Origin of the sequence: Agarivorans sp. QJM3NY_33 (genome assembly GCF_050870865.2) — a bacterium.
GTDB lineage: Bacteria > Pseudomonadota > Gammaproteobacteria > Enterobacterales > Celerinatantimonadaceae > Agarivorans.
Window position 1 is genome coordinate 2,653,910 of sequence record NZ_CP194039.2, and the last position, 25,554, is coordinate 2,679,463.

A 25,554-nucleotide genomic window follows, 5' to 3' on the forward strand; every position below is an offset into this window, starting at 1 on the left:
CAGATTTAGTTATTTAGTTTAAAAATGGCGACCAAGCTGGTGCGCGAACACTGCCCTCTTTTGCTGGTAGCGTCGCTTTAAATCTTCCATCCATAGAAACCAAAGCCAATACTTGGCGACCATTGGCCACGGTGCTGTACATAATCATACTGCCGTTCGGTGCAATGGTTGGCGATTCATCTAATTGAGTACGGGTTAATACTTGTACATAACCGGTATCAAAATCTTGTCGGCTAATGCGATATTGGCCATTTACACGGCTCACCATTACCAACGCGGAGCCATCGGGTGTCACCGCCCCACCTAAGTTCATTTCGCCTTCCCAGGTCACCCGACTAATTTTATTTGTATTCAAATTAGCCCGATAGATTTGCGGTTTACCACCACGCTCGGAAGAAAACAGCAATTCATGTCCAGATGGTAACCAGCTAGGTTCGGTATCAATCCGACGACTTTTAGTGATCCGTTTCAGTTGCTTAGTGGCGACATCCATCACATAGATATCTGGCTGGCCATCCTTGGATAATACCAATGCAATTTGACGTCCATCTGGCGACCAATCGGGCGCACCATTAATGCCACTAAAAGCACTCAACTTAGTGCGTTGCGAGGTATAAATATCCTGAATATAGATTTCTGCACTACGATTTTCAAAACTAACATAAGCAAGCTTTTCACCATCAGGAGACCACGCCGGAGACATCAGTGGCTCTTGTGAGCGAAGTAAAGTCTTTTCGTTATAACCGTCATAATCTGCAATACGAAGTTGATATGGATAGTTAGCATCGGCATTCACAACTACATAAGCAATTCGGGTTAAAAATGCCCCTCTTTCACCAGTCAAAGATTTATAAACACCATCGGAAATTAAATGGGCCATCTGTCGTAACTGAGCTTTCCCTACGCTTTTATATCGATCGAGCAGCACATGATCCTGGCTGGTGACTAATTGACCGTCTTTAAGTTGTTGCTTATTGCCGGCACTCACCTGCCCACGCAGTACATCGACTAAGGCATAATTAACCTTATAAGTGCCATCAGCCAAGGCTTCTATTTTACCGGTCAATACCGCTTCTACGCCAAGCGCTGCCCACGCTTGATAGTCAATCTGTTCCACTGATTGCGGAGTTTGCGGCATCTGGCTAATCGCCACAGGATTAAACTTACCGCTGCGGCGTAAATCATCGGCAACAACCTTCGCTAAGTTCAAAGGTGCTTCGCCGTGTCCTTGCCAAACAAAAGGGACCACGCCTACCGGACGGGCACTGTCGACCCCTTCGGTAATGACAATTTCTAGGTTAGCTTGAGCTAGATTTGAAAAGACAAACCATAGGCAAACGCCCGTTAACAGTTTTTTAATCATCACAGCTGTTCCGGTTTTAAAGTTAAAGTAATGGTTTTAAGTTTGGCAAAAACATCCGGGTCTTTAGAAACCGGTAAAGTCATTGCCTTTTTTATCGCTCGACGAGCCGACTCACACACCGCTTTATCTCCACGCCCTTCGCTGGTTTTTGTCACAAAACCATTGGTGGCTAAGTGAATGTCAATACGACATTGCTTGCCAGACATACTTGGATCGGTGAGCCAGTTTCGTTGAATTGTCGACATAATCATGGCTTTGTATTTATCCACTTCACTTAATACTTGTCGTTGACGTCGTACATTCGTTTCGGCCGCCATCTCTGTTTGTAATTGCTTTTCAAATTCAGCTTCTTGACGAGCGATTTCGGCTTTACGTTGACGCTCAGCCTCGGCCTTCGCGGCTTTCTCTGCAGCCAATTTAGCTTCCTTCTCTTTTTGCTTACGAGCCAACTCAGCTTTGCGCGCTGCCTGTTCAGCTTTTTGGGCTGCTATTTCGGCTTGCCGTTGCTGTTCAAGCTTACGAGTTCGCTCTGCTTCTGCGGCTGCAGCTGCGGCTTCAGCTTTCTGCTGTTGCTCAACCTTACGAACCCGCTCCGCCTCTGCTTTGGCTGCTGCCGCCTCCGCCAACTTGCGCTGTTGTTCCTGTTTGACCCGTTCGGCTTCAGCTTGCTTGGCTCGCTGTTGTTCTAACTTTTGTTTTTCTTGAGCACGACGCGCCTGCTCATCAGCTTTTTTCTTGGCTTGTTCATGTTGGCGCTTTTCTAATTCCAACTGCTTAATCCGTTTTTCTTCGGACAAACGTTTCTTACGGGCCAATTCCGCTTGTTTCTCTGCTTGAGCAACTCGCTGTTTCTCTTTGTCTGTTACGGCCTTTTGCTGTTGCTTTAAACGTTCAACTTGCTGGCTTATCTGTTTCGCATCAATCGCGGTAGCCTTAATAATCGGAGCGCTGGGCGTTGCTTCGAGCTTAACGCGCTCAAAATCAACTGACCACACTAACGCAATAAACAACAAAGCATGCAGTAAAATGGAAATAACAACCGACAGGCTAAATGGCGATTTCAATGCTAATCCTAATTTAGTTGTTTTCAGGTTGGGTCATAAGGCCAACCGATGGTACACCTGCATTTTGCAGCAATACCATTAAATTGATGACTTGCTCATAACGAACGTTCTTATCCCCGCGAACCACTACTGGTATTTTAGGGTCAAGCTGTAAATGCGCCATCACCAAGGCTTGCAGATCATCGCCCGACAAAACTTCAGTAGCGGATTGAGAGTCATTCCCCGTATCTAAGTAATATTGCCCACTTTCAGTGACCGTCGCCACTAGCGGCGGTTTACTATCTTCTGGCAAAGCCTCGGCACTCGCTTGTGGCAAATCAACTTTGACCCCTTGGGTAATCAAAGGCGCTGTCACCATAAAAATAATCAATAGCACCAACATCACATCGATATAAGGTACCACGTTGATTTCAGCAACCAAGCGGCGCTTGGGGCGTTGGTAATAATTCACGACGCCTCCTAATTTGTACCACTGTGGGTTTGGCGATGCAGAATACTTGAAAACTCTTCCATAAAGTTGGCGTAATTATGTTCTAACTTACCAACGCCCGTAGAAAAACGGTTAAAAGCGATCACAGCAGGGATCGCCGCAAATAATCCCATCGCAGTTGCAATCAGTGCTTCGGCAATCCCGGGAGCAACCATATTTAAACTGGCTTGCTGAACTTCTCCCAGAGCGATAAAAGCATTCATAATCCCCCACACCGTACCAAATAAGCCAATATAGGGGCTAATAGAACCAATCGTTGCCAACATTGGCAACTGATTCTCTAAAGCCTCGACTTCGCGGGACAAGGAGACTCGCATGCTCCGATAAGTACCATCCATCACCGCATCGGGACTTCGATTTCCTGATTTATGTAGACGAACATACTCTCTAAAACCAGAATGAAATATCTGTTCCATACCTTGCAGATGCTCGGCTCTAGCATTACTTTCTTGATAGAGCTTATTGAGGTCAATGCCAGACCAAAATTTCTTTTCGAAACTATCACTGGCAGTTTTTGCCGACTTCAAGATTTTATTACGATTAATAATCATCGCCCAAGAATAAACCGACATGCTCAATAGCAGCAGCATGACAAATTTAACCAGTAAGCTCGCCTGCCAAAACAAGCCAATAAATGACATATCAGAATGCACCGAGTAAATCCTCTTTTAATTGATCGGGAATGGCCGTGGCCTTCATTGACGACAATGTGACGCAAGCAACGGTAACCATTCCATGGGCAATAACTTGTTGGTCAGCATTTTTAATCGTTTGCTCAAACACCATGCTGGCTCGTTTCATATTTTCAATACGAGTTTCAACCGTGAGTACTTGATTAAAACGAGCTGGTAGTTTGTAGTCAATTTGCAGCGCTCGAACCACAAAACATAGATCTTGCGCCATCAAACGGTCTTGTTCGTAACCTAATTCTCGCAACCATTCGGTACGACCTCGTTCGAAATACTTAATATGATTTGCGTGATAAACAACCCCACCCGCATCAGTATCTTCGTAATACACTCGAACCCTTAAAACCGACATTACACCTACCTAAGTATTTCAATTAGAAAATACTATACACAGGCAAGTGCTTAAGGTTAAGACTCAAACCATTTAATTTGAACAATTGCGATACAAATTTCGGCCAACGGCTTAAAAATGAACACATTAAGCCGTTTTATTGACTTGCCTGTCGCCGATAAACGACAGCATTTCTAACGTTTAGGTAAATCTAAACCAAGGTGCAAATAGGCACGGTCGCTGGCGATCCGTCCGCGAGGAGTACGTTGCAGATAACCCTGTTGAATTAAGAAAGGTTCAAGTACATCTTCAATGGTTTCTTTATCTTCACCGATAGCTGCGGCTAAGTTATCTAAGCCAACAGGGCCACCGCCAAAAGTATCAGTAATGGCAAGCAACAATTTGGTATCCATATAATCAAAGCCAGCACTATCGACACTAAGCAAATCCAAAGCTTGTGCTGCGATTTCTTGAGTGACTTTGCCATCAAATTTTACATCGGCAAAATCTCTAACCCGACGTAACAGACGATTCGCGATCCGCGGCGTACCACGAGAGCGACGAGCCACTTCCCAAGCACCCGCTTCATCCAAGGTTAAATTCAAATAATGAGCGCTGCGCTTCACAATATCAGCCAAATCATCAGTTTTATAAAACTCTAAGCGTTGCACAATCCCAAAACGATCTCTAAGTGGTGAGGTTAACATTCCCGCTCGAGTGGTTGCACCAATTAAGGTGAACGGCGGCAAATCAAGTTTGATAGAACGCGCGGCTGGCCCCTCACCAATCATAATATCCAACTGATAATCTTCCATTGCCGGATAAAGGATCTCTTCAACAACTGCACTTAAACGATGAATCTCGTCGATAAATAACACATCGCCAGGTTCTAAATTAGTTAACAGTGCCGCTAAGTCTCCCGCTTTTTCAAGCACTGGGCCGGAAGTGGTTTTAATATTCACTTCAAGTTCGTTCGCCACAATATTCGCAAGCGTCGTTTTGCCCAAACCTGGCGGGCCAAAAATCAATAAATGATCCAAGGCATCTTCACGGCGGCGCGTGGCTTCAATAAAGATTTCCAATTGCTCAACAACCGCCTGTTGGCCGGTATAATCACCTAAGCGTTTTGGCCGAATAGCCCGATCGACGGTTTCTTCTTCTGCAACGGGCAAGGCTGCTACCAAACGATCTGCTTCTATCATCTTTTGAACCTTAAATTATAATGCAGCCTTAAGGGCTTCACGGATCAACTGTTCACTGCTCATACCCGACTGCCATACTAGCTTCACGAGTTTTTCAGCTTGAACGCCTTTATAACCCAGCGATTCTAAGGCTGCAACGGCTTCTTCTTTGGGATCGGTAGCAGGACTCAGCGGTAGATCGCCATTGGCTGTAATACCATCGCTTAATGGCGTAGCTGGTGGTTCTGCATGCCAGTTTTTCAAACGATCTTTCATCTCGACCAATAGCCGTTCAGCCGTCTTTTTGCCGATCCCAGGAACTTTTACCAAGCTGGATAAATCTTCATGTTTTACCGCATAGACAAATTGTTCACAGCTGAGTCCTGACAAGATGGCCAGCGCCACTTTTGGACCTATTCCATTCACCTTAATCAACTCGCGAAACAAGGCGCGCGAAGATTTATCATGAAAGCCATAAAGCAACTGAGCATCTTCACGAACAATAAAATGGGTCAGTAAACGCACTGGCTCGCCCAATTCGGGCAATTGATAGAAGCAATTCATGGGTAACTGGATTTCGTAACCCACGCCAGCTACGTCGACTAACACAAAAGGGGGTACTTTTTCTTCTAAAATACCTTTGATAGTGGCTATCACTAAGATGACTCCGTCTAAATACAATACCAGCTAACTCACCTGAGCAAGTCAATCATAAAGCTGGCACACTACGCTGATAAATTGAAGCTAGCTTAACTCAAAGACTGGATATTTATCCAGTCTTTCTCCGTATTCGAAGCGGATTTTGCGCAAAACGATTCATAAATAGCGGCTTAAAATCAAAGTAGCACAGAACTTAACCACGATAGCGACTCAGGTATCTATTAATTTTTAAACAGTCCACGAGCCAACAAAGCAATGTTATGTTCTGCCAGTTTCAATAATTTATCTTTTGGCAGACTAATGTGATTGGCCTGCAATAAACGCTCCGGGATCAAAAACGGAAAGACCATTAAACTCATAAAGCTCAACTGAGCTAATTCAGCATCAACCCCTTCCGCAAAAGAGCCCTCTGCCGCTAAACGTTGAAATAGGCCCTTCCCCAACAAACGGCCAAGATTTTGCAAAATTAAATTCAATTGCTCGAGACTTTCATGGTTGCCGGGCATACTTGCCAACTGAAAGATTAGCTTCGGAAAATGAGGATTATCGGCCATCGTTTGATAATAAATACGCATTAAGTCATTTAAGCTGCGGCTGCCTAGCTGCGCCGTAACCTGCTGTAAAGTAGCAAACACCGGACTGGATACCGAGCTTAGCATTTCGCCAAATAGACCAGCCTTAGATCCGAAATAGTAAGCAATTAAGGCAGGATCTAATTGCGCCTGCTTACCAATCATCCTCAACGACACTCGGTCATAGTCAAACTCAATAAATAACGCTGTTGCCACCTCTAATAACCGTTGCCGGGCTTGACTCTCACCTTTCGGTCGACCGACTTTATTTTTTGAATTCATTACTTTTTCCTATTCATCAGCTATAGAATAGTTTACTGAATAGCTACACAAATCACCTCATATATTGGCACAATTAACTCAATATAAAACGGTGAAAACGACTTGTTTCGCGTCATTAATATGTGCATCCCCCCCGAGGAGGTAGTCCATGGCCAAACGAAAAGACAGAGTGATCGGCTTAGCACTTGGCAGTGGAGCCGCCAGAGGATGGGCTCACTTAGGCGTAATTTTGGCATTACGTGAGATGGGGGATCCGTCCACACCTAGTCGCAGGCTGCTCCATTGGAGCTCTTGTTGGCGCGGCTTATGCATGCCAACGTGTCGACCAATTAACCAACTGGGCGCTAGGATTATCTAGTTGGCAAGTATTCAACCTTATGGACTTTTCGTTCTATAAAGGGGGGCTATTAACTGGTGAAAAAGTGTTTAACGCCGCCGAGCAATATATTGGACGTAGCAATATTGAGCAATTAAGTATTCCCTTTGGTGCTATCGCAACAGAGTTGGGATCGGGGAAAGAAGTGTGGCTGCAGCAAGGCCGAGTCCGCGATGCGGTCCGCTCTTCCTGTGCCATGCCAGGCTTAATGGCTCCTTACCAGCTGAATAATCAATGGTTGGTGGATGGCGCTTTAGTCAATCCCGTTCCTGTTTCGCTATGCAGAGCCATGGGCGCCGATGTGGTGATTGCTGTCAACCTAAATAGTGACAAGTCTCACCTCAATAACTTCGACGATGAGCTTAAAGATAGCACTAGTGAACCCGACCAACCCTTCTTACGCTTATTGGGCGGAGGTAAAGAATTTTTAACATCAATGCTGGCAAGCATCAAACAGAATAATGATGATCGGTCACCGGGAATGATCGGCGTTATGTCGACCTCAATTAATATTATGCAAGAGCGCCTTACCCGGGCCCGTATGGCCGGCGATCCACCTGATATTTTGTTAAACCCTAAATTAGGTAGTATTAGTGTGATGGATTTCCACCGCGCCGAAGAAGCGATTCAAGAAGGACGGCGAGTCACCGAGTTACTACAACCACATATCGAAGAAGAATTGAGATAAAAACAGCCATATTGATCCAGGAATATTATTGATTACTTTAATCAATAATATTGATAACGACAAATTAACTTCTATTAAATCAATTATTAATGGTCAATTATTGCTTTTTTTCAGGTCTTAATTAGCCATTTAACTAAACCATCAGTGCTCTATAATAAAACTTCACAGTTAGGGGCACGTTATGCTGAACAAATTAAAACTTTTATCGACTAATGATTATCTATGTATTGCGGTTGCTTTATCAGTATTAACCCCTTGGGTAAATGGGCCGGGAGCGCTGATTATTGGTGCATGTTTAGCCAGTTTAGGCTTGACGCCAAACAACATAAATATCGGCATAGTCACCAAGCGTTTGTTAGCCATTTCCGTAGTTGGCCTTGGCTTTGGCATTTCTATCGAGCAAGCCATTGAATATACCCAAGCAGGCTTTGGTTTAATTGTTGGCTCTATCGCCTTTACCTTATGTTTAGGTTTTGTGGTCGCAAAGTTGCTAAAAGTAGAGCGAAAAACGGCTTATCTCATTTCTGTGGGTACCGCGATTTGTGGCGGTAGCGCAATTGCCGCGGTTTCTCCCGCGATAAAGGCCAACAGCAAGCAGATTTCCTTAGCATTAGCCACCGTATTTATTCTCAACGCTTGTGCTTTATTTATCTTTCCACTGCTAGGACACTTACTTCACCTCAGCCAAGTCCAATTTGGTTACTGGGCGGCGATTGCCATTCATGATACGTCTTCTGTAGTCGGCGCTGCCGCAAGTTATGGAGACCAAGCCTTAAACGTTGCTACCACCGTCAAGCTGGCAAGAGCTCTATGGATCATTCCAGTGGCCTTAATTAGCGCGGTATTATTTAAAGAAAAAGACGGTAAGCTTTCGGTACCTTACTTCATTTTGTTTTATATCTTAGCAATGTTGGTCAGTAACTATGTGCCAATATTTGAGTCACTTTATCAAGGTTTATTTAAGGTATCGAAACAACTACTCGGGGTTTGTCTGTTTTTCATTGGTTATGGGCTTACCACAAAAAATATTCAAGCGGCTGGGATGAAACCCTTACTATTAGGCCTTAGCCTATGGTTTAGCATTGCTAGCGCATCATTACTGATTATCCTCGCTTATTATTAACATCGACGATGTTCAGCTTTCATGACTGGCTTTTTCATCCTTAGCTTTAAGCTTGCTAGCCAAAATCAACAGTAAGCTAAGGAAAGCCAAAGATTCAAAAATCAAACGCATCAACTCGCCACTAAAGACCGATAGTAATAAAAATAAAGGGATAAGTATCCACAACAGAGTCTGTAACATATTGGCTCCTCATTTAAGCAAGCTAAGCTTAAACCAATCAAAGGCCGTAACAAATTCCGAATATCCATAAGCTAGTTCACTCGGGTATAAGTGAGAGGCAGACGCAAAAAGTAACAAATATTAGACTTACATCACGTTTTTGTTAAAATCGTCAGCAATTATTGAAATTAATGGCAGAAACATGCTTCAAACATTGCTCTACAGAATACTATTTCCTTTCATCATCGTAATACTCGCTATTATCCTACTGATATTGGAAATGCAAAAAGTTACCCTTGCCGAATTTTATGGAAAGCAGCTTAGCCTTAAAGAATACCTCAATTGGTTTTCTACTCATCCCGTGAATACCATCGATGTACTCGAGGTATTGCGTGCACGACAACCCAATACTCACGGTGGCAATAGTAAAGACTGGTGTCCAAATATTCATTCTGAGAAGGGCTTTATTAGCATCAGCTATCTAGGTGACCAAGCGATTTGTTGTAGCTTAGGTAAGGGGCAACGTTACGTTTATTATAAAGAAAATGAACAAGAACTGACGATACTCTGTGGCCGCTGGCCTCGAACCGAGACCCTCACGATTAACAAAGCACAACTGAAGTCAGCGCGCGCTTATGCGAACTGATGGAATACTTTTTTGCAGTTAATGCTCGTCAAAATAATCTTTATTTCGAATATATTTACGCATGTAATGATAAGTAAAAGGCAACAGCATCCAGCTAATTAGCGACTTCGACATTCGATACCAAGTGGGCGTATTCTCATATATTTTCTCATCATGTAACCACAGCATCCTCCCGACATGCCAGTAAACAAAAGGCAAAGGCGGTAAGAAAGTCACAATATCTAAGTCACAACAGATTCGATAGGTTTTACGATGAAGTTTATAGTGACGCTTAAAATTCCACAGTCCGGTGGCTGGCTGACCGAAAGTTACCACCCGCTTCACTTTTTTGGGATATTTACGCTCTAAGCGATCGGCGACTAAAACCGCCATTGCACCGCCAGAGGAATGTCCCGTCAAAGTGATTTTTTTCCCTTGTGTCATCAGTGGCAATAATACTGACTCCAGACGCTGGTAGACACTGCACTTCTGTTTCCCTCGGTTTGGATCACAACTCATTTGCTCCAATAACTGTAAATAGCCCCAATGCACATGGTAGTAAACATGCTCAAACTGATAACGTCTGGGGAAAAAAGCCAAATTAACCAGCCAATCTAATAGATTGGTAGAACCACGAAATACCACAATCACTTCACTCTTATCGGGTTTCCACAATACCCGCGTGGTTGAGCGTCCCCAACGGTCAAATATCTCTTGGTAACGATAGTTATCCAACTGATCTTGCATCTTACCTAGCGCCGAAGGATAAGCCAGACGGCAAAGCACCGCATAACGTTCATACTGATAACGCTTTAGTTTTTTAAGCTTAAAGTTCGTTTCAAGTGCAAGTGAAGAGTCCAAACAGTAAATCCTGATAAAATGGTTCGCCTTATTGAACCACAGCTCTCGGTCTACAATATGACAGTTAGATGAAGCCCTTAATAAAAGGGCCTATTTATGCTCGTCTCGAGACATTTGAGCATAATAATCAAGCCAAAACTGCTGTGCTCGCTGGGGTTCGGGTAACACAGCTTGCCAGCGATAATCATTGGCAAATTTATGCAACACAAAAAAACTGAGCGCTTGACTGCCGCGGCCCTGATTGACTTCAAATTTTCCCCAGGCCGAAGCAAAAGTCGTTAATGGCGGAAATATCATCTGTAGCTCAGCTGTCGAACAAGCGAGCTCTGAGCTTGGAAAATCAACCATATAAGACAACTCAAGCCAGTTCTGAGTTTGACTAAGCTGTTGCAACTGCTGAGTAATGATTTGATCTAGGGTCAATTGCACTGCCACTAAACGACCGCTTAACTGCTGAAACGTATCAGACAAACAACTTGAACTAGTTGGTAAGGTGATCTTATAGCGACCATCTGCGGAGAGCTTAATTGACTGAGCCTGATCAATTGTCAAACTTAATAAAGGATAAGCACCTTCGATTACCTTTAGCGATAGCTGATTCGCGAAACCAAAAGGACTACACAACAAAAAAGCAATCATCCATTTCAACATCATCATTCCTTAGGCGTTGATATTCACAAGACATCTTAGTACAAGCTAGTTGAGCCGCTAGCTTGGGTCAACCAAACTTAACCAAGAGCTCAATTGATTCACCGTCCACTCCGCGTCATCTAGCGGTAAATCATGACCAGCACTTGGATGCTGCTTATGCTCACATTGCCAATGAGTCGCCAATACCTCACTACAACGGCAATCAACCAGCTTATCTTGGCGACTACTGAGGAGCAAAGTAGCCACTTTAGGTTTATCGGTACAACGAAACCGAGCGGCTGCCCAAAGCTGCCGCAAACTATTTTGCCAAGTCACCGGATACTGCTCTGACCAACTCAACCAACGCGCTAATACACCTAAATGTTGCATAGGGGCACAACTGGTTAACTGTAAAATTTTGAGCTGACGCTGGAAGCGATTAACCGTGAAAAGTATCGACAAAATCTTGCCCAAGCTTTGCCAACGCAAACGTTGATAAAAAGGAGAAAAGCTGGCGTTGCTAGAGTTAATCAAAGTTATTGAATTTATTTCTTCAGGGAAATGGGCTTGCCAGTCAACGGCAACCATCCCACCTAAAGAGATGGCGACAATATCAATCTTGTCGTTATTGAGCGAGCTTAAACGTAACTGTATACGCAAACTTTGACGCATCGCCGTAATAGAGCGAGGGCTGCGCAAGTGGACTAAATGACCATTCCCCGGAAGATTAAAACTCAACACCGTCCGGTTTGGAAACTGGGCTTGCAATTGTTCCGCAAAATCCCCCCAGTGACGACGTTCTCTGATCAAGCCTCGTAGCAATAATATAACCCTACCCGACCGACTTACAAGATGGTTTGATGATACTAGTACCACAGTTTCCTCGCTGCATGTTTCGCCGACGCCAAGCCGTCGACCTGATCGAAGCTTTGCCATGAATAACTCACATTAATTAAAAACTCCATCAGTACCAAGTGTCGCCGCATGACTCTTTGCACCCGATGCGGCTTCATTGGATGATACAAACCTAAACCACTAAAAACCTGCAAAGGGTTTTTCTTGAGCCATCGCCAAGATCCCATTTCTAAAGTAAGAGGAAGAAATATGCCGGGCCATGATAAAGATTGCTGATAGCAATAATCCCAGAGATCACCGTGGCACCGATAATGTTTGGTCTGCGGCTCAAACAAGTAATTCTGATGTGGGTAACTGGCAAAAAAAATTTCCCTTAGGCGATAAACCCAAGCAATATCATCGATAGGCTCAGCAGCTGATTTTGCGTAGGGAAACCAGATCCTATCCGCATGACCAAAACCACTATGGCAATCGAGCACTAAGCTAAAAGGCCGTCCATATAAGTGCTGCTGAACAAATTGACACAAGGCCGCAGCCTCTTGCTGCATCGGTTGATTAACAGCACCACGATACCAAGGCAGGCGAGCACTTAAACGCTGCCCACCAACCATCCAAGTGGCGCCACACTCGGCGACTGCCGGAGAGTTTCGCATTAAGTCCACGCCCTCTGCGTTGGCTCGCCGCTGTAATAACATCCCCACTGGATTTACGATGGGAATAAATAACAATTGCATATGTAACAGCAAATTTTGCAACTGCTGATCCCAAGCCAAGCGAGTGAACAAATTATGCATAAAAGACAACACCACTTGGCTGCCAATACGCTCCACACCATGTACCCCAGCCACAAAACAAATCGCAGGGTCGCGTTTATTTTCGCTCCCTAAACGAATCGCCTGTACTGGATAATTAAAACCTTGGTACGTTATCGAGCTAATCGTCTCCACCCGTAACATACGTTGATGTTGAGCCAACAACGCTTGTAGTTGCTCCATCTCTGGAAAAAGAACTCGATTTAGCATCTTTATCTCTATCACGAAGGCTTGTGAATTACACTTAACCAACGGTGATGACAGCAAGATGACAATCATCCATGAAACCTAACTTTCTAAATTATTTAGCCACAAACTGTTCAGAACTAATACATCCAGAGTAAACGTTTAATGAAGAGACCCAGCTTAAATAGACAATCTCTCCCTCACATGGATTCATTTTGGGATGCGGCTTGGTTTCAGTTACACTTGTATTGACAGCATAAAAAAGGAGCGACGATGCCGCTACACAACCAGCTAGATTTTTCGACCGTGTTAGCCACTGCCGTACACGATATGAAAAATTCATTGTGTATGTTAACCCAATCCACCGAAGCGATCGCTCTTCGTTCCAAACAGTTGGGTCGCGAAGATAGTGAAGAGCTATCGCGACTTCATTATGAAGTATCGCGTTTAAATGGTAGTTTGATGCAGTTGTTGGCTTTATATCGCTTCGAAAAAGAACAAATGCCAATGACCATTGAGGAGTGTTATATCGAAGATCTACTCAATGACATTTATTACAAAAACCAAACCTTTATCGAGCAGGCTAATATGAGCGTGCAAATCGAAGTAGAAGAAGGTTTAAGTTGGTATCTCGACGGCGTATTGGTAGATTACCTACTTAATGATATTGTAGTAAACGCACTACGCTACTCTAAAAAACAAATTAAAATTTCAGCGAAACAAGCCGATAGCTACTTATGTATTCAAATTGATGATGACGGCGATGGATTTCCCCAAGAGATTATCGATTTGGCCCACGCTGAATTAGCACCAAGTTTAGACTTTTTAAATAATCGTAGTGGCTTAGGTTTGTTTTTTGCGAAATTGATCGCTAAAGCACACATAAATTCAGGTAAAGAAGGTAGAATTGAACTAAATAATGGAGGCTTACTTGAAGGCAGCCGTTTTAGCTTATATCTCCCGTAGAACAAACATTTAGGATATTTTTTCGGTTAAATTATGGTATTTACCTTAATATTGCTCGGCGTCGGCACCCTACTATTTTTAGTCATCGGCTATAACATGGTGCAGCAGTTTAAACAAAAACAAGAAACAGAACGTCGCTTAGCCATTGCGAAGCAAAAAGCGATCATCAATGAAACCGAAGAATTATTATTACATTCTTCCATTCTTCCCTACAGTAAAGAATTGGTGGAAACCCTACACTCTCGTATTTTACAAGCCTTAAACCATATCCGTACTACCGATCCAACAGTCAAGGGCTTGAACAATCGTATTCGCGCCACCAAAGGGCAATTAAGCCAAATCAAAGGTTCAGGTGGCGAGGTCAGCGATAGTGCCTTCCGAGCCCCAGATACCGATAAAGATGCTTTACAAATGCTTCAAATTGTTAAAAAAATTCGTGCAGTGGTTCGCTCAGAACACGCCAAGGGCCGTTTAAATACTCAAGTATTCGTCTTAGAAGATCGCCGATTAGAGTTAATGCAACTAAAAATTAATATCGAGAACGCCTTAAAACGCGCCATTGAAGCTCAAGCACTACGCCAATGGGGCAGCGCTCGCCAATTACTCAACAAAAGTATTTCCGCACTGAGTAACATTTCTGATCGCGACGCCTACTTAGAACAAAAGCTCACCGACATGAAACGGATGAATTCGGAAATGAGTGAGAAGCTCAAATCGGCCAGTCAACAACAAGTACAAGACTTAGCCGAAAAAGAAACGGACGAGCTTGACGTCTTATTCCAGCCCAAGAAAAAATGGTAGTTCGGGCGGATTTTTAACGCGATCTCTTTCGCAACTGGGGATTTTTAGCTTTCGCTATGCGAAAATGAACCCAATTATTCCTATAAGCTTTACATATCATGCGCAAAACACTGCAACAAATCTCTAGTGATAGCTCCCATGGCGTCTACTTTATTGGTACGACGCCGCCCAAAAAAAACACCGATATAGAAAAAGTCAGCGCGATTGCAGACAAATTATTATCTCGTCTTGATGAACTGGATTATGACGGTTTGATTGTTTATGACATTCAAGATGAGAGTAGTCGAATTGATAAGCCTAGACCCTTTCCTTACATGCAAACCCATGACCCAAGGCTATATGCACAATTATTAATGCAAAAAAGCCAACGTTCGGTAATCACTTATAAGAGTGTCTCACAACGAAATGAAGCTGAGTTTGTAAACTGGCTAAAACAGGCCTGGCACCAATATGGAATTCGTGACTTAGTATTAGTAGGTAGCCCGGCAGCTAATTCGGAAATAAAGCTGAGCTTAGCGGACGCTTATCAAGCTTTAGCCAACCAAGCCCCAGAGTTTTACCTAGGCGGCGTGACCATTGCAGAGCGTCATGCGAAGAAAGGGGATGAACACCTTAGGTTACTGCACAAAATGGAACAAGGCTGCCGCTATTTTGTCTCACAAGCAGTGTATAACGCTCAAGCAACCATCGATATGTTAAGCCGCTATGCCCATCAATGTCGTGAAAACCAGCAGCAGCCACAGCGGATCATACTCACCTTTTCACCTTGCGGTAGTGCTAAAACCCTTGAGTTTATTGAATGGTTAGGGATTTCGGTTCCAGAAGCCACTAGTTTGCGTATTCTCAATGCAGAAAAACCGCTAAACGAATCAATTTTAATTTGCTACAACAATCTGGTGCAGATCTTAGAAACCTGCTTGCCCTTAGGGATCCCCTTGGGTTTAAATATCGAGAGTCTCACCAACCGCAAAGAAGAAATTGATGCTTCGATCCTGCTCTATAAATTACTAAAAGCCACTATGGATAAGAAGCTAGCACAACAACAATTACGATGAAATAAGCAGTTATTCTGAGCGAAAACAGCAATAATAAACATTAAAAAAGGAAGCTCTCGCTTCCTTTTTTATTTAATCCGCCTTCGCCGCTTTTGGCTTCTTACGTTTATCTTCAATCACCCATTTATTATCGGTAAAATAGGCCCGCCAACCAGTTGGTTTACCTTCCACCTCAGAACTTAAATATTGCTCTTTGGTTTTACGACTATAACGCACCAAAGTTTTGACCCCATCGGGATCTTCCGTTGGGCCATCGGCCAAATAGTAAAACTTCTCGGGTAAACGATCTTTAAAGCGTTTCAACTCTTCAACGAACGGCGCTCGAGTTTCACGCGAGCGTGGAAAGTTACTCGCCGCCATAAATATCCCTGAAGCCCCGTCACGCAATACAAAATAGGCATCGCTATTCACACAAGGTAACTCAGGCAAATGCACCGGATCTTCGCGTGGAGGTGCAACCTCGCCACTTTTTAATATCTTACGAGTATTACTACAATCTTCACCGGTACAAGCCATATACTTACCAAAACGGCCGGTGCGTAACTGCATATCATTGCCGCATTTCTCACACTCAACAATCGGCCCATCGTAACCTTTGATTTTAAAGCTACCTTGCTCAACCACGTACCCGTCACAATCTGGATTATTACCACAGACATGCAACTTACGAGTTTCATCGATGAGGTAACTATCCATCGCGGTCGCACAAATTGGACAACGTTCTTTCGCACGCAGAGCTTCTGTTTCTTGCTCTTCTACATTCGCCGCGACCGCTTCTTCTCCGGGGATAAGATTAATGGTGCATTTACAGCGCTCTTTGGGAGGGAGCGCATAACCAGAGCATCCTAAAAAGACCCCGGTACTGGCAGTACGGATCCCCATGGGACGTCCACAATCAGGACAACTAATGTCAGTGATGACGGGGGTATTGCTACGCATCCCATGCTCATCATCATCAGCCTTGCTTAATTGGCCTTTAAAGTTCTTATAAAATTCATTGAGAACCTGCTTCCATTCAAAGCTACCATCCGCAACTTCATCCAAGCGCTCTTCCATTTCAGCGGTAAAGTCGTAGCTCATCAGATTTTCAAAGCTTTCACATAGCCGTTCAGAAACAATTTCGCCCATTTTCTCCGCATAAAAACGACGACTTTCGGTACGCACATAGCCCCGATCTTGAATTGTGGAAATAATCGATGCATAAGTTGAGGGCCGTCCAATACCACGTTTTTCCAACTCACGGACTAAGGAAGCTTCGTTAAAACGAGCCGGTGGTTTAGTAAAGTGCTGCTTAGAATCAAGCTCAACCAAGTTTAATACATCACCTTGGCTAACCGCTGGTAATACACCGTCTTCATCTTTTTTAGCTTTGCCTACCGGTTGTACTCGCGTCCAACCGTCAAAACGTAATATTTTACCCTTCGCTCGCAACTCAAACTGACCCGCACTCACTGTCACAGTGGTTGCGTCATATTGCGCATCGGTCATCTGACAAGCGACAAATTGACGCCATATAAGATCGTAAAGTTTCTTCGCATCAGCATCCACACCATCGATATGGTTCCCTAAGACGTTCACATCCGAAGGTCTAATCGCTTCGTGTGCTTCCTGGGCTCCTTGCTTGCTAGAATAACGCAAAGGATTTTCAGGAAGATAATCTGCCCCGTAATTATCGACGATATAGGCCCTACCAGCCTCCACAGCGTCGTTGCTCAAGTTTGTTGAGTCAGTACGCATATAGGTGATGTAACCCGCTTCATAGAGCCGCTGAGCCAACATCATCGTTCTTTTCACACCAAATCCAAGGCGAGTACTCGCTGCCTGCTGCAAGGTCGAGGTTATGTAGGGAGCTTTTGGCTTAGAACGAGTCGGTTTATCTTCACGCTTAGCAACTTTATAAGCCGCTGTTTTTAAACTACTTACTGCCGTAGAGGCTTGTTGTTGAGTAACCGGCTTAAAGGGCTGGCCATTTTCTTTGACAACTTCAAGACGAAAGTTTTTCGCTTGTTGGGTGGCTAAGTCAGCATGAATGTCCCAATACTCTTCTGGGACAAAAGCTTTAATTTCACGCTCCTTCTCCACCACGAGCCGAACCGCGACTGACTGCACTCGACCCGCCGATAAGCCACGAGCAATCTTTTTCCACAACAATGGAGAAACCATATAGCCAACCACTCGGTCAAGAAAACGGCGGGCTTGTTGGGCATTCACTCGATCCATATTCAGTTCACTGGGCTGAGAGAAGGCATCTTGAATCGCAGACTTGGTGATTTCGTTAAATACAACTCGCTTAAAGCGGCTGTCGTCACCCCCAATAATTTCTTTTAAGTGCCAAGCAATCGCCTCTCCTTCGCGGTCTAAATCGGTCGCGAGATAGATGGTGTCGGCATTTTCGGCGAGGGTTTTAAGCTCATTAACAACTTTTTCTTTGCCAGGAAGAATTTGGTAATTAGCTTGCCAATCTTTCTCCGGGTCAACGCCCATCCTAGACACTAAAGCCTTTTTGTCTTTTGCTTGCTTTAATTTGGCTTTTTCTTCTGCGCTTAAGCCTTTGGTAGAAATCGGTGCCGCCTTCTTTTTATTGGTGTTACTGCCGCTACTGGGCAAATCACGAATATGGCCGACACTCGACTTCACCACGTATTGGCGGCCTAAGTATTTATTAATCGTTTTTGCTTTGGCTGGTGATTCCACGATGACCAGTGATTTACTCATATTCTTCTTATTACCGATTAAGTCCGTCAATTATCTTTGTACGGAGAGTAGCAGACAGTGTGTTCTTTTTAAAATTGCTCGAGACTCAGCATAGGTCAATAACTTTTTTAATTCTTTGGTTTATTGGGTGAATAATTAAGCACTCGACCAGCTAAAAACAAACTGATAACATCTGAAAGTCTCGTAATCGCGTAGAGTTATACGCTTGATTTTCTTTATATGCCAATATAAATAACCATTACTATAAAAATTTTCAATAAAAGATAACTCATTTTTGATGAGCGTACTGCAAGGAATATTATGAAACACTTCGAAGTTAATTTTGACGGTTTAGTGGGCCCTACCCACAACTATGCAGGACTGTCATTCGGTAACGTGGCCTCCCTTTCTAATGCTCAAAATGCATCAAACCCGCAACAAGCAGCCAAGCAAGGCTTATTAAAAATGAAAGCCTTGCATGACCTAGGACTGTACCAAGGCGTACTCGCGCCACAACAACGCCCCGATCTTAACTTACTTCGTCGGATCGGATTTACTGGTAACGACAGCCAACTGTTGCAGCAATCCGCTGCGAAAGCACCAGATGCCCTACTCGCCAGCTATTCAGCCTCCAGCATGTGGACCGCCAATGCAGCCACAGTTTCACCAAGCGCCGATACTGGCAATGGTAAAGTACATTTCACCCCCGCAAACTTAACCAATAAACTACACCGTTCTATTGAGCCCGGAGTGACAGGCAACATCTTAAAAGCAGTATTTGCGAATCCTAAATACTTCGAACATCACCAACATCTACCAGAAAATGATTACTATGGCGACGAAGGTGCAGCAAACCACACTCGCCTGTGTAGCAATTACGGTAAGGCAGGTCTTGAGCTATTTGTCTATGGGCGCAGTGCCGCCAATAGTCAGCAAGTGGCACCAAGTAAATTCCCTGCTCGACAAACTCTTGAAGCCAGTCAGGCTGTCGCCCGTTTACATGGTTTAGATAACGATACCGCAATGTTTATTCAGCAAAATCCAGCGGTGATAGATCAAGGCGTATTTCATAATGATGTGATTGCCGTCGGGAACCAAAATGTACTGTTTTATCATCAACAGGCATTTTTAAACTCACAACAAGAAATTCAGCGTATTCAGCATCATTTCGGCGAAGATAAGCTCCATTTTATTGAAGTTAACGATCAAGAAGTCTCTGTGAGTGAGGCGATAAAGAGTTACTTATTTAATACTCAAATTATTACCACTGCGCCTGGAGAAATGGCAATTATCGCCCCAACAAACTGCCAAGAATCCGATTCGGTTCGTCGTTACCTTGAGAACTTAGTGACTCGCAACACGCCGATCAAGCAGGTGCATTATTTCGATGTAAAACAGAGTATGAGTAACGGTGGCGGCCCAGCCTGTTTACGCTTAAGGGTCGCCCTTAATGACATGGAACTAGCGGCGGTGAATCAGCATACTCTGCTCAATGAGCAACTGTTTAACACGCTTAACTGCTGGATTGATAAACACTACCGAGATAGCTTAAGATTTGATGATCTACGAGATCCACAACTGATCACCGAGGTGAACACCGCCCTGGATGAACTCACCCAAATTCTTCAGCTTGGATCCATTTATCCTTTCCAACAAGCCTAAAAAGAACCAATAAAACAATACGTTAATACAGTGATTACAACCGTAAGCTAGCTGAGCTAGCTTACTGATTAATTAAGACACAAAAAAGCCTGATGAGCATGATCAGGCTTAATATTTTACATCCTCTTAATTTATTTCGTCCAATCCCAAGATTGCGATTGCAGCAGTTTCATCACGCCTCGCTCTACCCCGAGACTAGCTGCTTGACTTAATTTTTCCGCCAACTTTTTCTTGCCGTGATATTTAAACTGAACGACTTGCTTGTCGGCATAGTGTTGCATCAAGTAGTCATCACTGGTGCTCACCTGATCGATAAGCTTCAAACCATAGGCTTGAGTACCATACCAATGTTCACCCGTCGCAACCTTGGCAATATCAAGTTGTGGACGAAACTCTTGTACAAAATCTTTAAATAGGATGTGAGTTTCTTCCAACTCCGCTTTAAATTTAGCACGAGCCTCATCGGTATTTTCACCAAACATGGTCAAGGTGCGCTTGAACTCACCGGCAGTCAGTTGTTCAAATTCAATGTCATGGTTTTTTAAGACTTTATTAAAGTTAGGAATTTGAGCGATAACCCCAATAGAGCCGACAATCGCAAACGGAGCAGCGATGATCTGGTCGGCAATACAAGCCATCATATATCCTCCACTCGCCGCAACCTTATCAACGGCAATGGTCAGTTTAATCCCTTTCGCCTTGAGTCGCTTCAGCTGAGATGCCGCTAAGCCATAGCCATGCACCATACCACCACCACTTTCAAGCCGAACCAACACTTCATCGTCTTGCTTGGCGGTAATTAACACTGCGGTGACTTCTTCGCGGAGGCTAGCAACCTCCTTCGCATCGATACTGCCTTTAAAGTCAATCACAAATAAGCGTGGTTTTGACTGCTCTGCGGTATTTTTTTTATCGGCTTTTTGTTGCTGTTTCTGCTGTTTTTTATACTGTTTAAGCTGTTCTTTATTCATTAGCGAGTCATTCAAATGATCCTCTATCTGATGATGACGCTCACTCAGATCTTTCAGCTCTAACTCACCACTCTTATGCTTATTCTTAACGGAAGCCGCCACAATAACCACAACAACCGCAACAATGGCGATAACAATAGTTATCGCCTTCGCAAAAAACAAACCAAATTCAATCAAGAAATCCAAACTTTTACCCTCATCAATTCAAGCAGCTATTAGTACCATAGCTTGAATCACGAGCCAAGTAACAAAAAAGACCTGCGCAATGCAGGCCTAGTAGCAAATTAGAGTCATTGGGATCACTTCGACTCACTCCAAACCCATTCAGTTGATTATCGGTATTTTGATCTGAGCTTTGATGACACATCCCCGGTGAGTCATAAAAACGGCGACATGAACAAACCGCCAGTTGTTTAAATAGCGTGAACATCAGATTAAGCTAATTGGTTACAATTTTCTAAATACCAGTAGCTAGCTCATTAAGTCCCTCTCGCGACTTTTTCCAGCGCGTGAGTGCGCTGGATATATGAAACTAGCATCCTCAGGATATGAGTTTCTTAGCTCAATGCAGCACTGGCCAGTATTCCTTGTTCGCCTCAATCAAATCATCCAGAATTGCTCTTGCTACTGAAGCGCTTGGAACAGTTTTCGACAACGAGATCGCCTGCCAAAGTTTCTGATAGCTCCCCTCAATCCAAGCCTCAACCACCAACTTCTCCACCGCGACTTGCTGCTCCATTAAACCTTTTTGGAATACCGGGATTTTTCCCATCGCCAGCGGTTCTGGGCCGTTTGCGCCCACTAAGCAGGGCACTTCAACCATCGCTGTTTCATCAAAATTGGCGATAGCCCCATTATTCTCCACAATTAGCAACATTCTTTCTTGGGTATTGAATGCAATTGCACAGGCTAGATCAACGATAAAAGTCGCATGGGCGCCAGCATGGAAATTCGACCCTTTAGCGCTATTCTGCTCGACAATCACTCGCGCCATATCGAACACTTCTTTTTCCCGGCCAATCACAATTTCATTCGCCCGAGTGAACTGCGGATCAGAATGACCCACAATATAATCCGGATAAAAATAATACTGCAGATAGGTATTGGGCAAGGTCTGGGGATCGAGCGCAAAAATATCTTTAGCTTTTGTGAAGGTCTCTATCCAGCTCGGTGCTTTATGTTGGAAATCTTCGGTTTGGCTGCAATAGCCAAATTCAGCCACATGCTTTTTCAATGCAGGCATTAAATCATGGCCCATTTTATCGGTAATACTTGTCCACCAGCCAAAATGATTCAGACCGTAATAACGAACATTCATCTCTCTGCGCGATGCCAGCCCAAGAATATCCGCAAAAATACCTTCAATTGCGACGGGCATATCGCAGATATTGATAATTTTAGAATCGGGCCGTAGGCGTCGTGTCGCCTCTGCGACAATCGCCGCGGGATTCGAATAATTAAGCATCCAAGCATTTGGGGAGTATTGCTCCATATAATCAATCAGTTCAAGAACACCGGAAATCGAACGCATCCCATAAGCAATACCACCAGGCCCACAAGTCTCTTGCCCGAGCACACCGTGCCGAAGCGGAATTTTTTCATCCTTTTCCCGCATCTCATACAGACCAACGCGAATATGAGCCATCACAAAATCAACTCCGGTAAAGGCACTTTGTGGGTCCGTCGTATAACTAAATCCAACTTCTGGGTGGCGCTCTCTCACCATAATCTGACAAGCTTCTCCAAGTAGACCTTGCCTTTCTGCGTTATTGTCATATAAACGAATTTCTTTGAGCGGAAAACGGTCCATATTATCAAGTAGCATTAATACAATACCAGGCGTATAAGTACTACCACCACCAGCAATTGTTACAACAAATTTGTCTTTCATATTTCACCTTTTATTCAATTACACCCAAAGTCTCATTTACATTATTTCTTACCTTGTTCACATTTAGTCCGTAAATAACCTGAACATGATTTTCCTTAATAATTACACCTGTGCCTCCGCTACTTTTTAACAATGCCTCGTTAATCAATGCCGCATCGCGTACATCTACACGTAGGCGTGTGAAGCAATTATCAACTGAGCTAATGTTTTGCTTACCGCCAAGCCCACGAACAACGCTCTCACCAACATGATTTGGTACCAATGCTTTATCTCGTACGTTTTCTTGCTGCTCTTCTTCTGCTTTTCTACCAGGCGTAGCCATATTAAATTTGGTAATAAAGAACTTACCCGCCATATACATGGTGAGTGTTTCCAAGAGCCCTAAGATGACGAATACAGGCCATTGAGTTCTAGCGACCCCAGTGGGAATGTTATAGGCAATAAAGTCAATAATGCCGTTTGTTGCACATATTCTGACATCGAATATCCAAGCGAGCATTTGAAAAAAACCGTCCAACAAGGAATAAACCAACCACAACAAGGGCGCGGTAAAAAGGAACAGAAATTCAAATGGTTCGGTAATACCGACTAAAAAAGAAGTAAGAATGACTGGGATTAACGTAAGTTTTAATTTTTCTTTATATTCTGGTTTAGCAGTTTTATAAAATGCCAAGGCTAAACCAGCCGTACCAAAAATCTTCACCATTCCAAAGACCAAAAACCGCGATGAGTCGCTCAACGACCCACCCGTGGCATTTGCTATTTCTGCCAAGAAAATCGGCTTCGCCCCTATTACTGTCTGCCCTTCAATTAATAACTGGCCACCAATAGAAGTGAAAAGAAATGGAGACCAAACAAGATGATGTAGGCCAGTTGGGATCAAAAACCGATTCAGGAAGCCATATAAAAAGACCCCAGGAGAGCCAAAGGTCTTCATCATCGTGGTCAACGCAGAGATGCCTTGCTCAGCCATTGGCCAAATATAGACCGTGGCGATGGCAAATAAGGCAATCACTGGGATCATGATAATCAGCACAAGTTTACTGTTACCATAAATAGAGAAAGCTCCCCGAAACTCCCTATTCGAAAATCTATTATGAATAAATGCAACCAGCAGCCCAAGAATAATGCCTAGAAAAACCCCCATATTGACGACTTTAAAACCAAAGGTGAATATCTGTCCGCTACCATAGAGTTGCGCATTCGTTGTCCCCTCTACCAGTCGATGGGTAAGTGTTAACCAGCTATTATTGGCAGCCAAGTACATAAAATAAGACACAGCTGCTACGAAAGATGCATCCGACTTTCGGTTTTTTGCTAAGCCGCTGGCTAGCCCTATACAAAAGAAAAAACCCAAATTATTCATAAATGCCCACAGCATGCTGGAAGCGTATTTACCAAAAATGTAGAGGTAGCTCCCTTCCTCTACCCACAATTTATTGGTGACAATACTGAACAACGCAATGAGCAAGCCGATCACTGGAAGGTACAGGACTGGCCCGATCATGGCTTTTGAAAAGCCTTGTAGTTTTTTTAATACCACCATTTAATGCTCCCCTAATTATTATTTTTAGATTCATTGAAGATAAATCTCTGTATTTGAATGATCTTATGTTGGAGTCAGAGTGAATCGGAGTCATAAAAATGCCAATTGTGACTAAAGTCATATAGTCACAATGATTGGATATATATGTATTTAGACAAATATATAGATAAGTGATCTAAATCAATTTTTTTAAAATTTAAAATTTTATTCTAATACATAGAGTTAAATAATTAATTGCTGGCTCGAGCCTCAATAAAGAGATCTAAAAGTGATCTACCTAAAAATCGCGAATGAAATAAAAATTCGCATCAATAGTGATCAATATGAAATCGGCGACCCCTTGCCCAGTGAAAAAGCGCTGGCACAAGATTTGGGGGTTTCTGTGATGACAATTAGAAAGGCACTGGCCTTATTAGAAAATGAAAGGCTTATCGTCAAACGCCATGGCAGTGGGTCATACGTTTCCCGTAAAATTAATTATATCGGGGGCGAACTAGACGGCTTTAATTATCAAATGAATATTGCTGGCAAGAAAAACTACGTCAACAAAGTAATTGAATTCATTATGATCGACGCACCACCAGCTATAGCCCAACAACTTAAAATAGAGCCAAGACAAAAAGTTTACTACGTCAGGCGATTACGCATCATCGATGAGGTGCCGATCCTGATTGAAGACAGCTATATTCCAGTTGCTCTTTTTCCTTGGTTAAGCATCGGGAATATGCAACAGTCGAAATTTAACTACTTCAAGAAAGAGTGTGATATCACTATTCTTGAGAGTCACCGCAGTTATACCCCCACACTGACAACTCGAGAACAAGCAGAACTATTACAGATACCGCCTAACAGTCTGCTGTTACGCGTACAATCATTAAGCTACTCACAGGATAACAAAGTCGTCGATTTCTCGGATACTTATCAAAATACCAATAAATATATGGTGAAACATGTTGTCCATCGATAACTCGTAGCGCGCTTTGTTGGGAAATATGAGCACAACTTCAAAAACATTTGTGAA

Annotated in this window: 25 protein-coding genes; 8 read left to right on the plus strand and 17 right to left on the minus strand. The window is 43.5% G+C overall.

Going from position 1 to position 25,554, the window contains the following annotated elements; genetic code table 11:
- Nucleotides 1–13 precede the first annotated feature (13 nt).
- The 8 genes from tolB to ACRRSY_RS11950 form a co-directional block, all read right to left on the minus strand.
- A complete protein-coding gene (gene tolB / locus ACRRSY_RS11915; RefSeq protein WP_432453234.1) occupies nucleotides 14–1,363 on the minus strand; it encodes a Tol-Pal system beta propeller repeat protein TolB in 1,350 nt (449 codons plus the stop codon).
- The gene (tolA, locus tag ACRRSY_RS11920; RefSeq protein ID WP_432453235.1) at nucleotides 1,363–2,427 is read right to left on the minus strand and encodes a cell envelope integrity protein TolA; all 1,065 of its coding nucleotides are present in this window, start codon (nucleotides 2,425–2,427) and stop codon (nucleotides 1,363–1,365) included. Before tolA ends, tolB begins: the two co-directional genes overlap by 1 nt.
- 13 nt (nucleotides 2,428–2,440) lie before the next feature.
- A complete protein-coding gene (gene tolR, locus ACRRSY_RS11925) occupies nucleotides 2,441–2,878 on the minus strand; it encodes a protein TolR (RefSeq protein ID WP_432463258.1) in 438 nt (145 codons plus the stop codon).
- Between the two features lie 8 nt (nucleotides 2,879–2,886).
- On the minus strand, nucleotides 2,887–3,570 hold the full coding sequence (gene tolQ, locus ACRRSY_RS11930) for a protein TolQ (RefSeq protein WP_432453237.1): 684 nt from the start codon (nucleotides 3,568–3,570) through the stop codon (nucleotides 2,887–2,889).
- The gene (gene ybgC, locus ACRRSY_RS11935) at nucleotides 3,560–3,958 is read right to left on the minus strand and encodes a tol-pal system-associated acyl-CoA thioesterase (RefSeq protein ID WP_432453238.1); all 399 of its coding nucleotides are present in this window, start codon (nucleotides 3,956–3,958) and stop codon (nucleotides 3,560–3,562) included. The genes tolQ and ybgC overlap by 11 nt, the downstream gene beginning before the upstream one ends.
- A 173-nt stretch (nucleotides 3,959–4,131) precedes the next feature.
- Nucleotides 4,132–5,139: a Holliday junction branch migration DNA helicase RuvB gene (ruvB, locus tag ACRRSY_RS11940; protein WP_432453239.1), complete on the minus strand. Its 1,008-nt coding sequence runs from the start codon at nucleotides 5,137–5,139 to the stop codon at nucleotides 4,132–4,134.
- A gap of 15 nt (nucleotides 5,140–5,154) precedes the next feature.
- Nucleotides 5,155–5,775: a Holliday junction branch migration protein RuvA gene (ruvA, locus tag ACRRSY_RS11945; protein ID WP_432453240.1), complete on the minus strand. Its 621-nt coding sequence runs from the start codon at nucleotides 5,773–5,775 to the stop codon at nucleotides 5,155–5,157.
- A gap of 224 nt (nucleotides 5,776–5,999) precedes the next feature.
- Nucleotides 6,000–6,632 carry a TetR/AcrR family transcriptional regulator gene (locus ACRRSY_RS11950; RefSeq protein ID WP_432463259.1) on the minus strand — a complete coding sequence of 211 codons (633 nt, stop codon included), beginning with the start codon at nucleotides 6,630–6,632 and terminating at the stop codon, nucleotides 6,000–6,002.
- A 239-nt stretch (nucleotides 6,633–6,871) separates the two neighbouring features.
- On the opposite strand from ACRRSY_RS11950, the gene rssA reads away from it, so the two are divergent.
- Both rssA and ACRRSY_RS11960 read left to right on the plus strand, forming a co-directional pair.
- The gene (rssA, locus tag ACRRSY_RS11955; protein WP_432463261.1) at nucleotides 6,872–7,696 is read left to right on the plus strand and encodes a patatin-like phospholipase RssA; all 825 of its coding nucleotides are present in this window, start codon (nucleotides 6,872–6,874) and stop codon (nucleotides 7,694–7,696) included.
- A 181-nt stretch (nucleotides 7,697–7,877) separates the two neighbouring features.
- Entirely contained in the window at nucleotides 7,878–8,819 is a 942-nt protein-coding gene (locus tag ACRRSY_RS11960) for a YeiH family protein (RefSeq protein ID WP_432453243.1), read from the plus strand.
- 12 nt (nucleotides 8,820–8,831) lie between these two features.
- Here ACRRSY_RS11960 and ACRRSY_RS11965 read toward each other — a convergent pair whose 3' ends face one another.
- Complete coding sequence (locus ACRRSY_RS11965) at nucleotides 8,832–8,999, minus strand: hypothetical protein (protein WP_432453244.1); 168 nt, start codon at nucleotides 8,997–8,999, stop codon at nucleotides 8,832–8,834.
- 181 nt (nucleotides 9,000–9,180) lie between these two features.
- Between ACRRSY_RS11965 and ACRRSY_RS11970 the strand changes: the two genes are divergently transcribed.
- Nucleotides 9,181–9,624, plus strand: coding sequence for a hypothetical protein (locus tag ACRRSY_RS11970; RefSeq protein ID WP_432453245.1), 444 nt, complete (start codon nucleotides 9,181–9,183; stop codon nucleotides 9,622–9,624).
- Between the two features lie 18 nt (nucleotides 9,625–9,642).
- On the opposite strand, the gene ACRRSY_RS11975 is transcribed toward ACRRSY_RS11970, so the two are convergent.
- The 4 genes from ACRRSY_RS11975 to ACRRSY_RS11990 form a co-directional block, all read right to left on the minus strand.
- On the minus strand, nucleotides 9,643–10,464 hold the full coding sequence (locus ACRRSY_RS11975; RefSeq protein ID WP_432463262.1) for a lipase family protein: 822 nt from the start codon (nucleotides 10,462–10,464) through the stop codon (nucleotides 9,643–9,645).
- A gap of 90 nt (nucleotides 10,465–10,554) precedes the next feature.
- On the minus strand, nucleotides 10,555–11,115 hold the full coding sequence (locus ACRRSY_RS11980) for a hypothetical protein (RefSeq protein WP_432463263.1): 561 nt from the start codon (nucleotides 11,113–11,115) through the stop codon (nucleotides 10,555–10,557).
- 57 nt (nucleotides 11,116–11,172) lie between these two features.
- Nucleotides 11,173–11,916: an alpha/beta fold hydrolase gene (locus ACRRSY_RS11985; RefSeq protein WP_432463264.1), complete on the minus strand. Its 744-nt coding sequence runs from the start codon at nucleotides 11,914–11,916 to the stop codon at nucleotides 11,173–11,175.
- A 44-nt stretch (nucleotides 11,917–11,960) separates the two neighbouring features.
- Nucleotides 11,961–12,971, minus strand: a complete 1,011-nt coding sequence (locus tag ACRRSY_RS11990) for a DUF2817 domain-containing protein (RefSeq protein WP_432463265.1) — start codon at nucleotides 12,969–12,971, stop codon at nucleotides 11,961–11,963.
- 249 nt (nucleotides 12,972–13,220) lie between these two features.
- Here ACRRSY_RS11990 and ACRRSY_RS11995 point away from each other — a divergent pair, with 249 nt between their 5' ends.
- The 3 genes from ACRRSY_RS11995 to ACRRSY_RS12005 all read left to right on the plus strand — a co-directional run bounded on the left by ACRRSY_RS11995 (nucleotide 13,221) and on the right by ACRRSY_RS12005 (nucleotide 15,769).
- Nucleotides 13,221–13,913: a sensor histidine kinase gene (locus ACRRSY_RS11995; protein WP_432453250.1), complete on the plus strand. Its 693-nt coding sequence runs from the start codon at nucleotides 13,221–13,223 to the stop codon at nucleotides 13,911–13,913.
- A gap of 33 nt (nucleotides 13,914–13,946) precedes the next feature.
- Nucleotides 13,947–14,714, plus strand: a complete 768-nt coding sequence (locus ACRRSY_RS12000; protein WP_432453251.1) for a DNA repair protein — start codon at nucleotides 13,947–13,949, stop codon at nucleotides 14,712–14,714.
- Nucleotides 14,715–14,812: 98 nt separating this feature from the next.
- Entirely contained in the window at nucleotides 14,813–15,769 is a 957-nt protein-coding gene (locus ACRRSY_RS12005; protein WP_432459328.1) for a methylenetetrahydrofolate reductase, read from the plus strand.
- Between the two features lie 72 nt (nucleotides 15,770–15,841).
- Here ACRRSY_RS12005 and topA read toward each other — a convergent pair whose 3' ends face one another.
- Nucleotides 15,842–18,484 (minus strand): type I DNA topoisomerase, encoded by a 2,643-nt coding sequence (gene topA / locus ACRRSY_RS12010; protein WP_432463266.1) that lies wholly within the window; start codon nucleotides 18,482–18,484, stop codon nucleotides 15,842–15,844.
- 300 nt (nucleotides 18,485–18,784) lie between these two features.
- On the opposite strand from topA, the gene astB reads away from it, so the two are divergent.
- A complete protein-coding gene (astB, locus tag ACRRSY_RS12015) occupies nucleotides 18,785–20,125 on the plus strand; it encodes an N-succinylarginine dihydrolase (protein WP_432463267.1) in 1,341 nt (446 codons plus the stop codon).
- A 131-nt stretch (nucleotides 20,126–20,256) separates the two neighbouring features.
- Here astB and sohB read toward each other — a convergent pair whose 3' ends face one another.
- The 3 genes from sohB to ACRRSY_RS12030 all read right to left on the minus strand — a co-directional run bounded on the left by sohB (nucleotide 20,257) and on the right by ACRRSY_RS12030 (nucleotide 24,533).
- Nucleotides 20,257–21,282, minus strand: a complete 1,026-nt coding sequence (gene sohB / locus ACRRSY_RS12020) for a protease SohB (RefSeq protein WP_432463268.1) — start codon at nucleotides 21,280–21,282, stop codon at nucleotides 20,257–20,259.
- Nucleotides 21,283–21,658: 376 nt separating this feature from the next.
- The gene (locus ACRRSY_RS12025; protein ID WP_432463269.1) at nucleotides 21,659–22,987 is read right to left on the minus strand and encodes a 6-phospho-alpha-glucosidase; all 1,329 of its coding nucleotides are present in this window, start codon (nucleotides 22,985–22,987) and stop codon (nucleotides 21,659–21,661) included.
- 10 nt (nucleotides 22,988–22,997) lie between these two features.
- The gene (locus ACRRSY_RS12030; RefSeq protein WP_432463270.1) at nucleotides 22,998–24,533 is read right to left on the minus strand and encodes a PTS transporter subunit EIIC; all 1,536 of its coding nucleotides are present in this window, start codon (nucleotides 24,531–24,533) and stop codon (nucleotides 22,998–23,000) included.
- 268 nt (nucleotides 24,534–24,801) lie between these two features.
- Here ACRRSY_RS12030 and ACRRSY_RS12035 point away from each other — a divergent pair, with 268 nt between their 5' ends.
- A complete protein-coding gene (locus tag ACRRSY_RS12035) occupies nucleotides 24,802–25,500 on the plus strand; it encodes a GntR family transcriptional regulator (RefSeq protein ID WP_432463271.1) in 699 nt (232 codons plus the stop codon).
- The last annotated feature ends 54 nt before the right edge of the window (nucleotides 25,501–25,554 follow it).